An 18,470-nucleotide genomic window follows, 5' to 3' on the forward strand; every position below is an offset into this window, starting at 1 on the left:
AAATAAACAAAGCTTAATTCAATAAGGCCACCGAAGTAATCGGCGGCCTTATTATCGATGATTTAACTATCGTGTCCCTGAGCTCTCCAGCCCCGTGTCAATGGATAAAAAAACGAAGACATTTGCTTGAATTTGCAAAGAGGGGATGCCTCTTTGATTTTTAGAGGTTCCGCTAGGAAGAGAAGATCGTTTTTGTCGTCGTCATAGGGGACAGGCGCGGTCGGGTTTGTCAATACGATGAAGCCGGAATGTCGGTTTACGATAAACCAATGAAGAACAGCGGCAACAGCGCGAAACAGTTGTTCTTGCACCACGAAGCGGCTCGAATATCGCGCCACTGACCACTTGGTGCTGAATGGAAGCCCTATCTCTTTTGAAGCGTATGGCATACCGATATTGCTCGGCGTCCTTTCCTTGCTCATCACTTTTTTCATCGATTGGCGCTTCTTCCGTAGGAAAAAGGGATCGTCCGCAGATATAAGCGCATCGAGGTAGTGCTGTGTCCCGTTAGGTGAATCATTATCAGCAATTGATTACACCACAAATTTCTCAAGAGCAACAGCAACACCATCGTTATCATTTGATTCGGTAATGTGTTTTGCACAATTTTTTAGCTCAATTATCGCGTTTTCCATAGCGATCGGATATCCGCACTTATGGAATAGTCCTAAATCGTTAAAGTCATCCCCGAATACCATTACATGTTCTGACTTCACCCCGATATCATTAAGTACCCATTGCACGGCTTCTTCCTTTGAGGCCGATTTTTGCATGATTTGAACCAATACTCCTCCATCGGTTGCAATTACGTTCACATGGTCGCCGAATTGCTCGATAACGTCCCTCCATGTGCTGTAACCATGAACCAATATTTTGGTTGGGGATAGTGAACTAATGAAATCCTTATCAACAACCGGGGGTTTATGATCATTTGGACGGATACCGAAATGACCGAGTTGCGAGTCGGGAATTGGTGTACACGTATACCATAAGTCATTGACCTCATATGAAATTATCGATTGAGGTGCATGTAACTCGATGAAATTGTTAATCTGTTGGCTAATCTCCGTTGGGATACTAATGTGCCACTGAGTTTGCTTAGACTTGCATGTTATTAGAGCACCATTGTAATAAACCAAGTAGTCTACAAAAGGAAAATTCTTCACAAATTGATTAGCCGCTCTAGGCGGTCGCGCCGTGGCAACGATAATATGAATTCCAGAATCATAACACCTTTTAACAGTCTGATAATTTCTAGGTGATATGGATTTGTCACTGCCGAGCAAAGTTCCGTCCAAGTCTAATACAATTGCCTGTATGTCCGACATCTGCATCTCCCCTCACAATTAATTCTTCCAATAATAACCTAGTTTCAAGAGAGATGCTAGACTCACTATTAAATTAAACTCCCGTTACGCCATATTGAAATGCATGTCGGTTTGGGGGTATTTACAGCAGGTAACCTTATAGTGGTAAAATATAGATAAAAATTTTATAGTTATTCATCCTGGCCGCGCCGCGGGGAATCCCCCTTCGCCGCTCAGGGTGCGGGTAGTTTTCTCGGGAGGGCGATGCCAATGAGGGATACTGCTGAGGGTCAGCAGAAGCACGGGCAGCAAGAACATATCGAGACGCTGCCGCTGTTCTCCACTACGGATAAGAACGGACGGATGACTATGCTCCCGCCGGGACGTCGCGTCGGACGCTCGGCTCCGCTGATGCCGTGGCTGCTTACAGCCGCTGTACTGTGGGCGCTGACAGGCTCCGTGCCGTTCGGCGCACTGCTCGGCATGGCGCCAACACCGGCGATTAGCATGGTGCTCGGTCATCCGGTCACAGTTGGGATCGCCGTTTTGCTGCTGTTTGTGGCAATCAGTATGACCGCTACATCGTACTCGCGATCGATTGAGCAGTTCGGGCAGACCAGGGTGGCCGGCCTGTTCGCGACGCTATCGGTAACAGGAGGGCTCGCAGCAGTCGCGGGAATCCTCCTGTTCTGGACACTGACAAGCGACCTGTCTCGCCCCTTTGACCTCGAGGCCATAGCGACATCGCAGACGATCCCCCTAGAGCTCGGCGCCGTCGTCGGAGCTAGCTTCGCCCTATGGGCCGCCATTACACTCCTGCGGTTGCCCGGCTCTATCGCCCACGCCCGGCGGCGTCAGGTGGACATCGAGCGGCTCCGCAAGGAGGGTTTGTCATGCATCGGAACGTTGACCGCCTTGCATTTTACTAATAGTTGGCTCTTTAATCTCCCGATTTTCACGGTTGAGGTACATTATATCGTTGACGGTGCTCCTCGTGTCGTCTCAGCATACATGCGCACCAGCGCCGACCGCGTCCCTGTCGTCGGGTCGATACTGGTCGTGCTGACCGACGATCGCGGAACCACCCACGTGGAGCTGGACCAAGAGAGCGGAGCGACATTCGAGCCGGACGTGGGGAAGTACGCCCCGTCAGACGGTTAATTTGGCGGCCCTGATGCAACACGGTTATAAGGAGTTCAATTCAATACGGAGCTAAAGCTTTTGTTTGCCGTTACTTGTGGAAAGTCTCCCCACGATCCATGCCTCTGTATCCGAGCTTACATTCTTTGCTGCGTCGATGGAATCATGACGTTCAAGAAATGCCGAACATTTTAAACTGATTCGTTTAACCATGTTTCCGTTCCCATTTTTGATGCTATTTTAGAATGTTTTTCTCCAAGTGTAATTGTCGAAGAAACAAAAACAAGGGAAGACCCAGTGAAGGACCTACCAGTAGCGTACCTGCAATCGGCAGCCATAAATATTTCATTCTCTTTCTGGTGCCTTCTAACAGAATGAATCCCATAAGCACGATCGCGGTAACTAAAACATCCATCCATGCAAAAGCTCCGATACGAGTACTGGTTATGGCTTCAAATAGGAGAGATAGATCGAGGCCGTTGCGCACGACCCAGGGGATGAATTGCGAATAGGGCAAGACGAGTCCCAAAAGAGATAATACTCCGTAAAAGTACTTCATTTATAACCCTCCATTATTTTGAAATTTGTAATTCCAAGAAGCTTGCAAAAGTCCGTTTGCTCCATCTTCGCTGCTGCGTGTGACCGCTCTTCAACCCATGTCCTTCCAGGCTCCGTTCCAAGCCCTCAGCGCGATTTTTAAAAAACTTGCCGCTACTTGTGGTACGGCTCAGCTTAACGGGGCTATCGGCGAAAATGACGAAAGGAGCTGCCGCGGCCAGCTCCTTCGTTGATTTGCTTATAGAGTAGAGGGGCCTCATATCCCCTCACAGCCTTCTTACAACTGATAGGGCGGAGCTTTTCCGGCTACAATATTATCAGGATGAACGTCTGCCTGCTCATAGTCATTCATACGGAGAAGGATATACTCAACTTCTTCTAACGGCATTTGCAATTGTTGGCTGACTTCATAAAGTCCCATATTCTGCGTAAGAAGTTCCCGTGCTTGATTTATCTTTCCATCTAGCCAATTGTTTTCCAACATCCAATTTTTTATCTTAGCTAAAAATTGATTTTGCGTTTCCTTATCTGCATACTTCTTATATTTAGCAACAGACTCCGACATATAAGTATAGAGATAAATCCCTAATGCCTCACGTTGTTCATTTTTAGACATCAGTTGATACCGTTCATAGGTAATGCTCATGTCTAACGCTAAAGTATTATCATTGCTATCAAAGCGTCTAAATGTTTTTCGGCCATAACTTTCAGGTAACACACGCCAGACAACAATGATATCATACGGAAACTGCCATGTTTCTGCTACTTCTTCTAATGGTAATAGTTCATCACTCAATTGACCTACACACGTTCCATGTGTGTCTAGATAAAAAGCTAGTTTCATTCATGCCTCCTTCTTGTAGACAATATTAATCTCACCGCCAAATTTGAACTCATTATATACTATCAAAGTTTTAGCAAACATGACATCTAAGAGGTCTGCTACTTATTCCACAGATGATCTTGTTTTCTTAATATGCACAGAAGGCCACCGAAGTAATTGGCGGCCTTGTTATCGGTATTCAACTATCGTTCTCCGTTAGAATGGATTCTTGAGGCATTTTTAGATTTTTTCTATCGGGATGCATAAGTACCTCCCTTTAGAAGCTATTAATTCTAGTTTGCTTCTTAATGAAAGGTTTTATTCTTTATCTTGTATTGTACTAGCGTCTCCTATTACCGGAAAACCTGTTGAACTCTTTCGAACATGCACTTTTTGAGCAACATCCCATAAGTATCCGAATGGATCCTTTAATCTTGCTCTTATGTCCCCCCAGAAAGTCTCTTCGGGTTCGATCGGTTAGACCTCGGCATCTCTATTTGTCATCTTTTGGATGAGCCTATAAACATCCTCAACATACATATAAAAAATAACTTGTTGAATATGTTCACTAGTTGGTCCAAATGCATCCTCGTTTCTTTGCTTAGGGTAAGATTAGGACCTAGTCTAGGATGGTTTGGAATCTCGTCATTCTCAAACCTATCTTTTTTTCTCTTCTTGATACTCTCCTTACCCCTTACTCCATCGGGATTTCATGATATAACTCGATTAAGTTTCCTGCGGGATCTCTGAAGTTCACACTCCTTATCCCATATTGTCTAGAAATCGGCTCCGATAAAAAATTAATTTTTTCTTTCAGCTCCAGAAATGACTTGTCTACATCCTTCACCTGAAACACAAGTACCATACGATCATTAAATTGATCGTTTACAGAATAAGCCTCGTTGATTGCATCAGCCATGGACTTTCTATCAAAAAGAGCTAGCGTGGTATTTCCTGCATTGAAATCAGCATATCTGCCCTCTTCCGTGCCCCATATAGGTTCAAATCCCATTACATCCCGATAAAATATAAAACATTCTTTAAAGCAATCCACTAATAAGCGAGTGTGAGTTAGTTCCATTTCAATGTTCCTCCAGACTCATATTTTTATAATAAATGCCCAACACCTTACAATCACCATTATAGTTTCTATGTCACTCTTGTTGATTGTAAAAAACGGACTGACTTCAATAAAACATGTATGTTACCTCAACGAATAACGGCAACCGATCGCGTGGCCGGCTGCCGTCATGTCGTGGTGCTATTGACTCCCGTTAGTTGAATCCTCTTAAGTGGCCTGCTCCTTCAGGAGTCTTGCCCACATGTAGAATATACGAAATGGAAGCTGCGCCTCCAGAACTGTCCTACGCGCTCTCCTTCTCCTTCTCGCGCAACCTCATTACCACCTCACTTCTGCTTATCCCCCACCAAATCAATCCGCATACCACCGCTGCAGGAACAATCGCCCATAATCCGGCCCACCTGTACCCTGCCAAGCCCGACCAGATGGACAGATGAGGCAGCAACAGCCAAAATCGCGATAACCGAATCGCTCGTTTGACTGAATCGCCTTTCCATGGGAACTGTGCCACGAATTCCTCAGCGTACCACTGCTCCCATTGCATGCGCAACCAAGAAACACCGATGATGAGGAATCCTATTAATAAGGCAAAAGCAGCGGGCGGAGACACCAGTGTTGATGCGTACGACGTTACAAATAGGAATCCGATCCACACCCGAAGAGGCATCATAGACCGCAAAAAAGCTTTCAATCTCATCTCGGCCAGCAGCGTACCCGCATCCGTCTCTCCAAATAAGCGTTGGGAACGCCTGAATAACAGCGGACGCTTCACTTTAACGATGGGCTTCGAAGGTACGATACGGCTCATCAAGAATTCCGTGCTGCTCAATCGCGCGTTGCGCTCGCTTCTGACCTCGGCCTCATAATGAATGCCTGTTCGCAAGCACACGAACAACGACAGCAGGAATACGAATGACATGCCAATCCAGGCTGGTATGAAATCGGATGAGCCAGGCGAAAGCATAAGCATCGGTACCAGATAAGCTGCCGCTAATACGATCAGCGTCACGACTTGCAGCAGCCATTGCCGCCAACCTCGCGCGATGTTTTTCAACTGATGGAAGACCATGGATATGAACATTCCGTACAGCCAAGCATACAGATATGCTGCTCCGATATGCTCCCATTCCATTCCCTCAGCCTTAATCAGAAAAGGTAAGAGTATAGCAAAAGGAATCAGCAGCACAAGCGCCTGCTTCAAGAAGGAATAGAACATGCCGTATCGCTTCAGCATCTGTAGCCACCTTGGCCGTTGCAACAGGAACAACCGATCCGCTTCCTCCACATAGGTTCGAATACGTCCAAACGCCATCAATACAAAAATGACGATCGGGTACAGCGATGTCCAGGGAACATCAATCGCCCATTCGGGCAATCGTTGCCAAAGCTCCCGATAAAGCCCGCCGAATATGACGAGACCTGGAATAACCAAATATAGCCATACCGTCCAATCGAGTACACTATTCCATACCCGGAATTGCTCCTTTCCATTGTTTTTCAACCGAATAAGGAATAAGCGTCCTGGTGTTAACAATGTCTTGTTTAACATCATCTTACCTCCTTACGTCAAAGCAAGGAAGCATTCGGATAACGTAGCATCCTCCGGGCATCCCGCATCTATTCTAACCTGCTGAAGCGTACCTTGCGCCACGACAGACCCTCCGTTGATGAGCACGAAGCTTTGGCAGATTTTTTCAGCGGTATCCAGCACATGCGTAGACATCAGCACACCTGCGCCTCGTGAAAGCTCGCTCATCAGCAGCTCAAGGAAGTCGCTTGTAGCGCGCGGGTCAAGTCCAACGAATGGCTCGTCCACTACATAGATATCCGGTTCCAGCAGGAACGCGATAATAAGCATCAATTTCTGTTGCATGCCCTTGGAGAAGTTCACCGGGTACAGATGCTTTTGTTCTGTCAGTCTGAACCGGTCCAGCAGAGCCTCTGCTTTACACTCAAATTCGCCTTCCTTCAGTCCGAATGCGCTTGCCGCAAGCCTCAGATGCTCCCACAGTGTAAAATATTCATAATATATCGGCTGCTCCGGCACATAGGCATAACGTTTGTTCTTGCCTCCCAGTTCAACTTGCCCCTTCACATGGGCCAGCAGGCCAAGAATTGTCTTCACTGTCGTGCTTTTGCCCGCTCCATTCGGACCGATCAACCCAACAAGCTCGCCCGGTGCAACCCGCAGTTGGATATCTCGTATTATTGGCTTATCCTCTTCATAGCCCGCCTCATCAATCGCTATACGCAATACATATTCTTCAGAATTTGTTGTTTTCTCTTCGTTCATCTTAACCACCACATCAGCTCCTAACTCGGGCATACTACAACTATTAATTCCTTTCCTGTCTATGCATTACGAAGCAGCCATCCACCCGGTAACGGCATTTTGTTCAAAGCAACTCAAGTCGAAACAGCCACTCATCCTTGGCGGTACTATACTTTGCCGAGAAATCATTCAAAATCATGCGTATGATGGTCGCCCAAAAGAAGCAGAGAAAAGCATACCATCCAATGTCCTTGAGAAGTGATCCAGGGAAAATCAGCAAAAACACAACTTTTTTTGACGAGGGGGCGTTTATATTAAAAAGGAAGGATGTGCACAATGAGGAATTTGAGGTATTATTTTGCTGGCTTTTTGAGCTGCGCGCTATTGCTGGTTTTAACCGCTGCAGTCCTGCCCAACACGATTCAAGCCAAGCTGTTTAAAAGCAAAGTAACGATCCACAATGGTAGTACAATCGTAACCATTGACGGTACAGGAGCGGACGGCATCATTAACTATAACAACAAAACCTATGTCCCGCTACGCTTGTTTGCGGAATCGATGGGGGCACAAGTAAAGTATGAAGCTGCTTCAAGTGCAAATGGTAATGTGCATCAGATTGAGGTTTTTAATCAGTTGTTTTTGGACAAATTGCGTTTGAGCGATCCGGGTGGCTATGTAACCATTGGCAACCTTGCAGGTAAAGAAGGAGAGACGATAACGGAAGGAACTATTAAAATCAACAAGGATCTGAAGGGTAAGATCGTTAGAATTTTCCCAATTGATGCCGATGGGCAGTGGGGGAACTACTCAACCTTTGTGTATATCGATAACCAGGCTGCACAGCCACCAAAAGCAGGTGAAGTGAGAACGTTCCAAACCCAGGTAGCCCGCTCGCCGATTGAATCCTATCGGGTATCCGTTGAAGATGCCGTGAACAAGTTCCGCTATGATCCATTGCCAATCGATTTTAATACTAAACCGCTCTTCGGTAGATTGGTACCGGCAAATGACAGTGGTCCCTTTATAAAAGGCAAGATTATCGCCTATTCGTTAGATTTCTATAATACGAGTGGCAACACTGTCGTAGTCGATTCTACACCGTTATACTTTGTTGTCTATGAGGAAAAAGAAGGTGTAGGAAAAGGAAAACTCGTTTACAAAGAAAAAATTACTGATCTGCAAGGAAAGCTACTTCAAGGCGAAGGTTACCAAGCAACGCTGATGTGGAACCAAACAACGAATGATGGCAAACCCGTTGCAGCTGGAAAATATTTGGCCGGAGTCGAAATTCCCGAGAAGATCAGCTATTTAAATGAAAAAACGAAAACAAAAGAGAGCTCCCAGCTGAAATTTCAGTACGGATCCTTGTTTTCGCTTGAAATCAAAGGATGAGGGCGCGTAATTTCTCCCCCGTGTCAAGGACTAAGTAAGACAGGCCCCTCTCGAAGGCATAACGGAGAAATGGAACAAGGTGACGCCTGATGAGTACCGTCGCCACCTTGCTCCGACTTTTAGGAAACTTGTTTTTTTCCATTCAAGCTATACTTACCCCTTCTGGGACTTTAATTCTTTCATCGTTGGATAATCCGTATAGCCCTCGCTCCCGTTACCAGAGTACAATGTTGCACGGTCTGCTTCATTCAAAGGGAAACCTTCTTTAAGACGCTCCACCAAATCCGGATTAGCTAACGACCATACCCCGACTGGCGCCACATCAGCAAGGCCACTATCAACATCTACACTAATATCTTCTAGATCCCGTCCAGCTCGATTTACTAATAATGGATTTGACCAGATGTTGCGAATTTCGTGGAGCAGTGTTTCGTTCCCTAAATGCATAACATGGAGGTATGCTAAATTGTATTTAGCTAATTCTTTCACAAGGTGAAGATAAACTTCTGGACCGTGTTCACCTTCATCAATTCCGTTAAGAGGTGTTCCCGGGGAAATACGGAAGCCTGTTTTTTCTGCTCCGATTTCTTCAACAATCGCTCTCGTTACTTCAAGTGCAAAGCGAGCACGATTATCTATCGATCCACCGTATTTATCCACTCGTTTATTCGCGTTTTCACTGATAAACTGATTAATCAGATATCCGTTGGCTCCATGAATTTCAACGCCAGCAGCTCCTGCTGCAATAGCTGCCGCAGCCGCTTTTCGAAAGTCCGCAATTGTAGTTTGAATATCTTCTTCACTTAACTCTCTTGGAACAGGTACTTCCAGCATCCCTTTAGCCGTAAATATCGGTTCGCCAGGTGCGATCGCAGATGGCGCAACCGCTTGACGATGATGCGGAGTATTGTCGGGATGCGATATCCGACCGACATGCATTAATTGGATAAAAAGATATCCACCTGCTTCACGCACCGCATCTGTAACCTTTTTCCAACCTTCAATATGCTTTTCAGTATAGATGCCAGGTGATCTTAAGTAACCTTGACCATCATCAGAAGGCTGTGTACCTTCCGTAATAATTAAACCCATCGATGCTCTTTGAGCATAATAAAGGGGAGTTAGTTCTCCAGGTGTACCATCCTCTTGTGCTCTGCTTCGTGTCATTGGTGCCATCGCCAACCGATTAGATAATTCCAGATTTCCAATTTTCGTTTTGCTCCATAGTTTTTCCATTTTCATGCACTCCTCTTTTGTTTATATTCAGTTATTGTTCTACTTTGCCCTGTGCGGATCCGACCAAGTGGGTCATCAGCTTGCGCGGCAGTAACCGCGGAAGGAAAGACATCATCCGGTTACGCCCTCCTGTAATAATTAACGTCTTGCCTCGCATGAATTCGCATATCCGATGTCGGCTACCTGCCCAACCTCCATGACGCCGCTACTAAAGTGTTCATCTCTTGCTCCAACTGCGTCTCCAAGAATGTACCATACAAGCCGAAGCCCGCATTATTAACGAGATAATCGATGGTAATACCTTGCTCAGCTCTTTACCTATCCCGCCCGCCGCGCCGGTGATGAGTACCGTTTTGCTCATCACGCCAGCTGTGGGTACAACGCAGCAACACCGCCGGCCAGACCCCGTTGGAGATTAAGGCTTGTTTCATCGGCAAGAATCTCAAAGCTGTCGGACTCTATTCCATCGATAGCCTTTTTTGCAACTTCTGCAGGGTCGACCTTAGGAGCTTCAATACCCGCCGTCATATCGGTTTCCATAAAGCCCACATGCAAACCGGCTACTCTCACCTTTTGTGGATACAGATTTAAGCGCAACTCGTTCGTCAGAGCCCACTCTGCCGCCTTTGCAGCCGTATAGCCGCCTGCACTTCCCATACTGAACCAAGATAATGCGGAAAGAATATTCAGAATAGACCCTCCCCCATTATTTGAAATAACAGGTGCGAAAGCACGAACCATGGACAGTGTGCCAAAGAAGTGCGTATTAAATTCCAAGTGAATTTTATCGAGATCTCCGTCAAGTAAAGAAGCGCCTGTAGACGATCCTGCATTGTTGATCAGAAGCGTAACGTCCTTAGCGGCCATGGCAGCCGCGGCTACCTCTTGCGGGTTGGTAATATCAAGCTTTACAGGTATTACACCTGGAATGTCGAGGGATTCTGGATTTCTTGCACCAGCATAAACCTTAGCTCCTCTGGATAGAAGTTCCGTGGCAAGTTGGCGACCTAAACCTCGGTTCGCGCCGGTGACAAATGCGATTTGTTCAGAAATCTTCATTATAAGATGCTCCTCACTTTATCTTTAGTATTAGCTTCCCTTTTGCTCTGCCCGATTCTGAGTACTCCATCGCCTTTTGAGCTTCTTCAAAAGGAAACATTCGATCGATAACAGGCTTTATTTTCCCTGATTCAATCCATTGGGAAAGGATCTCCAGTTGCCTGCCGTTCGGTTTCATGAACAAGAAGCTGTATTTGACATTGTGTTTTTTCTCTAATTTTGTGATCTTACGGGCAATCAATCGAAATAGATTTGTTTTGACAAAGCCAGCCCTCTCCTCTTCTCCGAACCGCGCATTCGGCGGCCCTACGACGGATACGATTTGACCTTGCTTTCTGACAATTTTAAAGGCCTTCTCCAGAGTCTCTCCGCCTTTGGTATCGAAAACGGCATCATAACCTTGTAACAGCGTATCGAATTGTTCTGTTTTGTAATTGATGATTCGATCGGCTCCAAGCGATTCCACCAATTGGGCTCCAGCTTCGCTTGTCGTTGTTGCGACATAAAGTCCCATCGCTTTGGCAAGTTGGATCGCAAACGTACCGACGCCGCCCGATCCAGCTTGAATCAATACCTTCTGTCCGGCCGATAGCTTCAATCGTTCATGCAATACTTGATAAGACGTAAGCCCGACCAATGGGATTGACGCTGCTTCCGCAAAGGATAGGTTTTTGGGTTTTAGGGCGATATCGTTTTCATGTAAGGAAATATATTCAGCGAAGGCTCCGCCCTTACTTGGCCGTCCGTATATTTCATCGCCTATGTTGAATTTCGTAACCTTCCTCCCCACTTGAATGACAATGCCTGAGAAATCATATCCTAGAACATGCGGCATATCGTATTTCAACAGTACGCGTAATTTGCCATCCCGCACTAAGAGATCGAGAGGGTTAATACTTGCCGCATGGATTTCCGCCAACACATCATGATCTCCTACTGCAGGCATTGGAATGTCAGCCAGCTTAAGCGGGTATTTTCCGTATCTTTCAATTACCATGGCTTGCATTATGACCCCTCCATTTGCTTCGGCTCACATTTAAGAACGATCGTTCTAAAAAAGGTATAAAAAATTGTTTTCTACATGGGGAAGAAATGAATCTGTTATTTTTCTAGAAATTTTATCGATACTTGAGCAATACGGTGAAGTTTCTCTCTAGAAACCGAGGTTCTTGCCATTACCCTTAACCCCACCCATGCATTATGCAGATATTCCGCCAATTCACCGGCCTCATAATCAGTGGTGAACTGACCGTCCCGTTGCCCCCAAGCAATAATGTCTTTGAGAAGCTGCTCAGCTGTAGCGAACGCTTCAGTGGACTTTGTATCCACATCGGCATCTCGTGCTGCCAACTCCACGGCCGAATTCACCATTAAGCATCCGGGAGGCGAGTCCTCTTCTCCCTCAATCATGAGTTCGAAAATAAACTGAAGAGCTTCCACTGCAGTCTTGGAGCGCTTAACTTCTCCTTCAAGAGAGGCGCTAATTTTATTGTCGAAGCGATCCATCGCTTTTAGAAACAACTGATGTTTATCGCCAAATGTGTCATACAAACTTCTTCGATGTATTCCCATGTGCTCGACCAGATCAGTCATGGACGTCTTCTCGTAGCCCTGTTGCCAGAAGAGTCTCATTGCTTTATCCAATACCGCACTCTCTTCAAACTCCTTGCTTCTGGCCATTTCATTTCCCCCTCGTCATCAATATAGCATATTGAGAACGATCGGTAAAGAATCGAAGGCTTCCTTATCTTTCCGATGCATCTTTAATCATGCCCCTTGCATTGTCGGAATAATTATGGCTGTTTCCAATTTAGGTTTTCTCTGTTGATTCAACTATCGTTCTCCGTTAGCGTAATGAATCTTGCCGAATACTCCGAGGTGTAATATGATCTTATGCAAAGTTGATTCTTCATTGATTCACTCATTCAGTATATTACTAAAATTAAACTGACTGACAATTTTCTTGTCAATATCAACAAAAACAACTAAGGGCAAGCAGACAGTCACTTCATTTAATGATTTGGAGATTGCTTTCGTTGAGTTATGACAAAAAGAATAATCCGCCCAAATTCCAATAAGGATTTTGGGCGGTTTCTTGCTCAGCCTATTTCGCTTGAAGTGCCTGACTGTTCACGGTCTGCCTGTCTACACGCTGTTGTAAAATACTTGTAATTGTTCTCGACAATGCTTTCATAATATCTCTGTCTTACAAATGCCTATTGGCTTTCTTTATTGAGATGCTTGGTTAAGAGCATTCATAAATACCTCTGTTGGTTGTGCGCCGGATATCGCGTATTTTCTATCAATGACAAAGAAAGGTGCTCCTGTTATCCCTAATTGCTTTGCTGTGGCTTCATCTGAACGCACATCGTTAGTATATTTGGAGGAATCACGAAGAATTGCCATTGATTCGTCCGTATTCATTCCAACTGATTCTGCAATATCTACTAATGTATCATGATCGCTTATTAGCTTGGAGTCCGTGTAATAAGAATAGAACAATTTTTCCGATAAATCCCTATCTTTACCAACAGATTTGGCATATTGGGTTAAACGATGAGCATCAAACGTATTGGTGGGCTTCATTTGGTCGAAATTATACACTAGACCCATCATTGCCGCTTGTTGTCCAAGTTCAGCATTTGCTTTTTTCGCTTGCTCGATACTCATACCATGTTTCTCAGAGAGCATTTGATGCATATTTTTGCCTGAGTACATTGATGCTTGCGGATTAAGTTCAAAGCTTCTATATTCAATAACCACTTCATTCCGATAAGCGAATTGCTCCAGTGCTGTCTCTAATCGTCGTTTACCAATATAGCAAAAGGGGCAAACATAATCCGACCAAATTTCAATTTTCATTTTGAATGCTCCCTCACTACAAATTATCAAAAACCTGGGGACTTATTGATTATAAATAATAGGCATTTTTTTAATCAATTGTTTATTACGAGCGGCAGAGTACATGAATTTAGCTACATTTTCTCTTGAAACACCTAATTTAGCCGGTTTATCACCGAATGAATAATCATAAGCTTGCCCTTTGTGCTTAACATTTGGATTAATAATTCGAACAACTGTCCAATCAAGGCTCGATTGTTTAATAATTCCTTCCATTTTCTTCATTTCTGCATGACCGTTTGGAAGGAAAACTTTGGCTAATACACCTGGAAGTATCGTCGAAATGTTTTTCTTATCGTCATCTGATTGCAAAGCTGGCGTCGCAAGTGTAATTAACCTTTTTTTGTTATGTTTCTTCATAGCCCTAATAATCAGTTCGTGTCCGTCAGCAATCGGCGTGCCTTTACGCTTTCGTGACATATCGGATGCTGGTCCCAATGTGCTGATTACGACATCTGATTTAGCAATTGCCTTCTCGATAGTTAAAGCATTCGAAAGTTCCCCTTGTACAAGGCTCAAATTTGGATGTTTGAGGCTGATTTTTTTGGGGTTCCTAACATATGCCGTAACGAAATCTCCGTTATTTAAAGCTAATCGTGTTAGAAGCTGCCCAATTGCACCACTTGCACCAAAAATGGTGATATTCATATTCTTTCTTGCATCTCCTTCAAACATAAATTATTCAAATCACACTTTATCTTCAGTTACAAACTCTTCTACTCTGTCTCTTTTGGTGTACATGTCGTACCAAATATCAGCGATTTTGTCTTGAACTCCTGAATTGGGCTGCATCCAAATTCCGATCGAAAGGTGGCCCGCATAAATACCTTTGTCAGCTAATTCGCTGTTCAAATTAAAGATATAATTACGAAGTCCTGAAATTGCGATTCCGACATTACCCATCATCGGTACTGGGTGGACTGCAGCGCCTCCAGTCGTAAATAATAGGGCACCGCTTTGCTTATCCAACATATTCGAAAGCACTTGGCGAACACTCGATAAAGCACCTAAAACATTAAATTGAAATTGGTATAACGCATTTTCTTCTGTTACATCTAATGCTGGTGCTACTGTGTTAAAGCTCGGCGTCGGACTGTATTCAAGAACATCAATAAATCCGTATTTCTCTTTTACAGCGGCAAATGCCTTCTCAATTTGTTCTTTATTTAATATGTCCGCTTGAAATGCAGCAGTTTCGATCCCCAATTGTTCCAATTCAATAACCAGTTGGTTCAACTTTTCTTCATTTCGAGCAATAAGAGCTACGCGAAAACCATTTTGTCCGAATTTTTTCGCGATGGACATTCCTAAACCTGCTCCTGCTCCAACAATTGCTATCGTTTTCATTTAATATCTCCCTTTCAAGTTGAGTTAATTATCAATAAGATAAATAATGGTCATTGTGTTGTATATTTATCTTTTGTTCATTATAATTAATGAAAGATCGGCATTCAATGTTTAATAATTTTGATTTTGAGAGATAAAATACAGTTTGTGCTCAAATGTCGTATATCTAACAAAAAAATATAAGGGAACGAGTCATAATGAACAAAAAAACCGATTTGCGTATCATTCGCTCCAAGCATTCGATTAAAAGGGCGTTTATAGAGCTTCTTAATGAGAAAGGATATGAAGGGATTACGATCCAGGATATTGCAGATAAGGCGATGATTAACCGGAATACATTTTACCTTCATTATCAGAACAAACCCGATTTGTTAAACGTAGCTATGGACGAATTGTTAGAAGAACTAAATAGTACACTCAAGCTTTGTTCGAGCAGCAAATCTCCTGTAAGCGGCTCTATGCTTGAACAACTTATGCAAACCATACTGGAGAAAATTAAGGACAATATTCCCTTTTACAAAGCATTGTTACTTGATGAGAATAGAATTTATGGTTTTCAATCAAAAATGGAGGAAATAATAAAAAATACAGTGGAAGATGGCTTGGATAATACTCCCCTGAAGATTTCAAAGGAATTATTACTCCAATATATCGCATCTACTTTTATGGGCATTGTAATATGGTGGGTTAAAAATGATTTTTCTTACACTCCAAAGGAACTCGCTTCTCAATTCGGAAAAATTCTAACTCATGGACACTTAAAAGCCGCAGGTATTGTCACCAATGATTAAAGCGATAACATCCTGCGTACAATAGCTGAGAAGATAGAGAAAGAAAGCATAAAGGAGCCATCGAATGATAGCTCCTTCATTTGTTACTACACCGTCAATAATATTGTGTTTTACTCTTGAAGACTAACAGAACCCTCCGCTCTTCGCTTTAACGCTATTTGTAGCACGGTTCTCCGCCCTGTCTGTAACGGCAAGTTTAAGGTCTGACACAAGGTTTGGGGATAATTATCTACCGCCGCTAACGGTGATGGTCTCCCCCAACATATAATTCGCCGCATCCGAAGCAAGAAAACAGATCACTTCCGCAATTTCCATGGGGGTTGCCGCGCGCTGAAGAGGGACGGAAGCAATCAGCCTTTCGAGACGATGCTCATATGGAGCAAACTTTTCATGAAAGGGTGTATCCACCATTCCGGGAGCCACACCGTTTACTATAATTCCATGTTCAATAAGCTCTCTCGACATACCGACGGTTAACGTATTTACGGCCCCTTTGGCGGAGGCATAGTGAATACTTTCGCCCGCTCCCCCAATGCGGGCCGCAGCCGAAGATAGATTAATAATTTTACCCGATTTTCTCGGGATCATATATTTTAAAACAGCCTGAGAACAGAAAAGAATGCTTTTGACGTTTAAAGCATAGGTCTCGTCCCACAATTGTTCCGTCATTTCCATAAATGTGCTCTTCTTGACACCCCCTCCAGCGTTATTAATTAATACATCCACAACCCCATACATGGATATAACCTCTTGCACCATAGCCTCGACTTCATCTTTCTTAGTAATATCGGCCTGAACGATATGACCATCGCCCCCCACTTCTCGAATCATCGCTAGCGCTTCTGTAGCACCTTGTATATGATCTCGATAATGTATAACAACCTTCGCTCCCCTTGCTGCCATTAATTCAGCCGTCGCCTGACCGATTCCCGAACTACCCCCTGTAATTAGAACGACCTTCCCGAAAAAACTCTGCATACCGACGCCCTCCCTTTACTCCAGAATACATAATTGCAATGACTACCTGAAGCTTACCGCTACTTATGGTACGGTTCAGCTTAACGGGTCTATCGGCGAAAAATGCTAAAGGAGCTGTCGCGGCCAGCTCCTTCGTTGATTTGCTTATTGAGTAGAGGGGCTTCATATCCCCTCACAGCCTTCTTACAACTGATAGGGCGGAGCTTTTCCGGCTACAATATTATCAGGATGAACGTCTGCCTGCTCATAGTCATTCATACGGAGAAGGATATACTCAACTTCTTCTAACGGCATTTGCAATTGTTGGCTGACTTCATAAAGTCCCCTATTCTGCGTAAGAAGTTCCCGTGCTTGATTTATCTTTCCATCTAGCCAATTGTTTTCCAACATCCAATTTTTTACCTTAGCTAAAAATTGATTTTGCGTTTCCTTATCTGCATACTTCTTATATTTAGCAACAGACTCCGATATATAAGTATAGAGATAAATCCCTAATGCCTCACGTTGTTCATTTTTAGACATCAGTTGATACCGTTCATAGATAATGCTCATGTCTAACGCTAAAGTATTATCATTGCTATCAAAGCGTCTAAATGTTTTTCGGCCATAACTTTCAGGTAACACACGCCAGACAACAATGATATCATACGGAAACTGCCATGTTTCTGCTACTTCTTCTAACGGTAATAGTTCATCACTCAATTGACCTACACACGTTCCATGTGTATCTTGATAAAAAGCTAGTTTCATTCATGCCTCCTTCTTTTAGACAATATCAATCTCACCGCCAAATTTGAACTCATTATATACTATCAAAGTTTTAGCAAACATGACATCTAAGAGGTCTGCTACCTATTCCACAGATGATCTTGTTTCTTAATATGCACAGAAGGCCACCGATGTAATGGGCGGCGAGATTGTCGGTGATTCAACTATCGTTCCTCGGTAAGTTCAATTTTTTATAGCCCTATTATATCCGGAAGTTAACAAAGTGCATCGTCCAATGTCTGGTCGTAATGATGTTCAATAAAGGAAAACTGATTGATTGCTCACTGGTATCAAATAATCAGTCTATATCGTATAACTTCCAACCATCACTTGTTTTTGTTACAGCAAACGATAATACAACATCATTTATGAAAGTAACCGTCACAACTTCGTTATTCTCATCCCCGTGCCCGTAATCTAATTTTTCAAGTTTATATTCCTTTAAACTATCATTCCACAATGCGTACACCCGCTCGTCAAAATCAAGATCCTTTAATACAGTAGATTTAACCAATTCTTCATCGTTTGTGTGAACGGCTAGGATATGATTCTGAATTACATCGACTACTTCACCGGTTATTTGATCATCAATTTTTATTTTTGAATCCACCGATTCGTTTGCTTCCTGCACTGCATTATTCTCGGAGCTACCGTCTACGTTAGCTTTATTTTGAGGGGACAGGTTAATTTGATTATTGTTACCACTCGTGCAGGCTGACAATATTAATAACGCAATCAACATTATTAATATAATTGACTTTTTCAAAACACCCCTCCTTTTTCCCTTCAATATCTAGATGTGATTGTTTTCGTTTTG

The 18,470-nt window shown here is 43.7% G+C and carries 19 protein-coding genes and 1 pseudogene; 4 read left to right on the top strand and 16 right to left on the bottom strand.

From position 1 onward, the window contains the following. Positions 1–315: 315 nt before the first annotated feature. A pseudogene (locus KJW29_RS36960) lies at positions 316–495 on the top strand (DJ-1/PfpI family protein); the annotation flags it as partial. Positions 496–533: 38 nt separating this feature from the next. Here the strand turns inward: KJW29_RS36960 and KJW29_RS27400 are convergent. Continuing rightward, entirely contained in the window at positions 534–1,328 is a 795-nt protein-coding gene (locus tag KJW29_RS27400) for a Cof-type HAD-IIB family hydrolase (RefSeq protein WP_214627055.1), read from the bottom strand. A 249-nt stretch (positions 1,329–1,577) separates the two neighbouring features. Here KJW29_RS27400 and KJW29_RS27405 point away from each other — a divergent pair, with 249 nt between their 5' ends. Then, complete coding sequence (locus KJW29_RS27405) at positions 1,578–2,468, top strand: hypothetical protein (RefSeq protein WP_214627056.1); 891 nt, start codon at positions 1,578–1,580, stop codon at positions 2,466–2,468. A 214-nt stretch (positions 2,469–2,682) separates the two neighbouring features. On the opposite strand, the gene KJW29_RS27410 is transcribed toward KJW29_RS27405, so the two are convergent. The 5 genes from KJW29_RS27410 to KJW29_RS27430 all read right to left on the bottom strand — a co-directional run bounded on the left by KJW29_RS27410 (position 2,683) and on the right by KJW29_RS27430 (position 7,202). Beyond that, entirely contained in the window at positions 2,683–3,006 is a 324-nt protein-coding gene (locus tag KJW29_RS27410) for a DUF2834 domain-containing protein (RefSeq protein WP_087568454.1), read from the bottom strand. 276 nt (positions 3,007–3,282) lie between these two features. Beyond that, on the bottom strand, positions 3,283–3,849 hold the full coding sequence (locus KJW29_RS27415; protein ID WP_214627057.1) for an Imm44 family immunity protein: 567 nt from the start codon (positions 3,847–3,849) through the stop codon (positions 3,283–3,285). Positions 3,850–4,522: 673 nt separating this feature from the next. After that, a complete protein-coding gene (locus KJW29_RS27420; protein WP_214627058.1) occupies positions 4,523–4,909 on the bottom strand; it encodes a VOC family protein in 387 nt (128 codons plus the stop codon). 283 nt (positions 4,910–5,192) lie between these two features. Continuing rightward, positions 5,193–6,461: an ABC transporter permease gene (locus KJW29_RS27425; protein WP_214627059.1), complete on the bottom strand. Its 1,269-nt coding sequence runs from the start codon at positions 6,459–6,461 to the stop codon at positions 5,193–5,195. 9 nt (positions 6,462–6,470) lie between these two features. Then, complete coding sequence (locus tag KJW29_RS27430; RefSeq protein WP_214631346.1) at positions 6,471–7,202, bottom strand: ABC transporter ATP-binding protein; 732 nt, start codon at positions 7,200–7,202, stop codon at positions 6,471–6,473. Between the two features lie 315 nt (positions 7,203–7,517). On the opposite strand from KJW29_RS27430, the gene KJW29_RS27435 reads away from it, so the two are divergent. Continuing rightward, positions 7,518–8,573 carry a stalk domain-containing protein gene (locus KJW29_RS27435; RefSeq protein ID WP_214627060.1) on the top strand — a complete coding sequence of 352 codons (1,056 nt, stop codon included), beginning with the start codon at positions 7,518–7,520 and terminating at the stop codon, positions 8,571–8,573. A gap of 153 nt (positions 8,574–8,726) precedes the next feature. On the opposite strand, the gene KJW29_RS27440 is transcribed toward KJW29_RS27435, so the two are convergent. The 7 genes from KJW29_RS27440 to KJW29_RS27470 form a co-directional block, all read right to left on the bottom strand. After that, positions 8,727–9,809: an alkene reductase gene (locus KJW29_RS27440; RefSeq protein ID WP_214627061.1), complete on the bottom strand. Its 1,083-nt coding sequence runs from the start codon at positions 9,807–9,809 to the stop codon at positions 8,727–8,729. Between the two features lie 360 nt (positions 9,810–10,169). After that, positions 10,170–10,868, bottom strand: coding sequence for an SDR family oxidoreductase (locus KJW29_RS27445; RefSeq protein WP_214627062.1), 699 nt, complete (start codon positions 10,866–10,868; stop codon positions 10,170–10,172). 13 nt (positions 10,869–10,881) lie between these two features. Next, positions 10,882–11,874, bottom strand: coding sequence for an NADP-dependent oxidoreductase (locus KJW29_RS27450; RefSeq protein ID WP_214627063.1), 993 nt, complete (start codon positions 11,872–11,874; stop codon positions 10,882–10,884). Between the two features lie 95 nt (positions 11,875–11,969). Next, positions 11,970–12,548 carry a TetR/AcrR family transcriptional regulator gene (locus KJW29_RS27455; RefSeq protein WP_214627064.1) on the bottom strand — a complete coding sequence of 193 codons (579 nt, stop codon included), beginning with the start codon at positions 12,546–12,548 and terminating at the stop codon, positions 11,970–11,972. 549 nt (positions 12,549–13,097) lie between these two features. Further along, complete coding sequence (locus tag KJW29_RS27460) at positions 13,098–13,730, bottom strand: DsbA family oxidoreductase (RefSeq protein ID WP_214627065.1); 633 nt, start codon at positions 13,728–13,730, stop codon at positions 13,098–13,100. 42 nt (positions 13,731–13,772) lie between these two features. Then, on the bottom strand, positions 13,773–14,417 hold the full coding sequence (locus KJW29_RS27465) for an NAD(P)-dependent oxidoreductase (RefSeq protein ID WP_214627066.1): 645 nt from the start codon (positions 14,415–14,417) through the stop codon (positions 13,773–13,775). A 39-nt stretch (positions 14,418–14,456) separates the two neighbouring features. Beyond that, positions 14,457–15,116: an SDR family NAD(P)-dependent oxidoreductase gene (locus KJW29_RS27470; protein WP_214627067.1), complete on the bottom strand. Its 660-nt coding sequence runs from the start codon at positions 15,114–15,116 to the stop codon at positions 14,457–14,459. A 197-nt stretch (positions 15,117–15,313) separates the two neighbouring features. Between KJW29_RS27470 and KJW29_RS27475 the strand changes: the two genes are divergently transcribed. Next, the gene (locus KJW29_RS27475) at positions 15,314–15,907 is read left to right on the top strand and encodes a TetR/AcrR family transcriptional regulator (protein ID WP_214627068.1); all 594 of its coding nucleotides are present in this window, start codon (positions 15,314–15,316) and stop codon (positions 15,905–15,907) included. 225 nt (positions 15,908–16,132) lie between these two features. On the opposite strand, the gene KJW29_RS27480 is transcribed toward KJW29_RS27475, so the two are convergent. The 3 genes from KJW29_RS27480 to KJW29_RS27490 form a co-directional block, all read right to left on the bottom strand. After that, complete coding sequence (locus KJW29_RS27480) at positions 16,133–16,885, bottom strand: SDR family NAD(P)-dependent oxidoreductase (protein WP_214627069.1); 753 nt, start codon at positions 16,883–16,885, stop codon at positions 16,133–16,135. Positions 16,886–17,068: 183 nt separating this feature from the next. Beyond that, positions 17,069–17,635 carry an Imm44 family immunity protein gene (locus tag KJW29_RS27485; protein WP_214627070.1) on the bottom strand — a complete coding sequence of 189 codons (567 nt, stop codon included), beginning with the start codon at positions 17,633–17,635 and terminating at the stop codon, positions 17,069–17,071. Positions 17,636–17,951: 316 nt separating this feature from the next. Then, on the bottom strand, positions 17,952–18,419 hold the full coding sequence (locus KJW29_RS27490) for a hypothetical protein (RefSeq protein ID WP_214627071.1): 468 nt from the start codon (positions 18,417–18,419) through the stop codon (positions 17,952–17,954). Positions 18,420–18,470 lie beyond the last annotated feature (51 nt).

Source organism: Paenibacillus agaridevorans, assembly GCF_018604145.1.
GTDB lineage: Bacteria > Bacillota > Bacilli > Paenibacillales > Paenibacillaceae > Pristimantibacillus > Pristimantibacillus agaridevorans.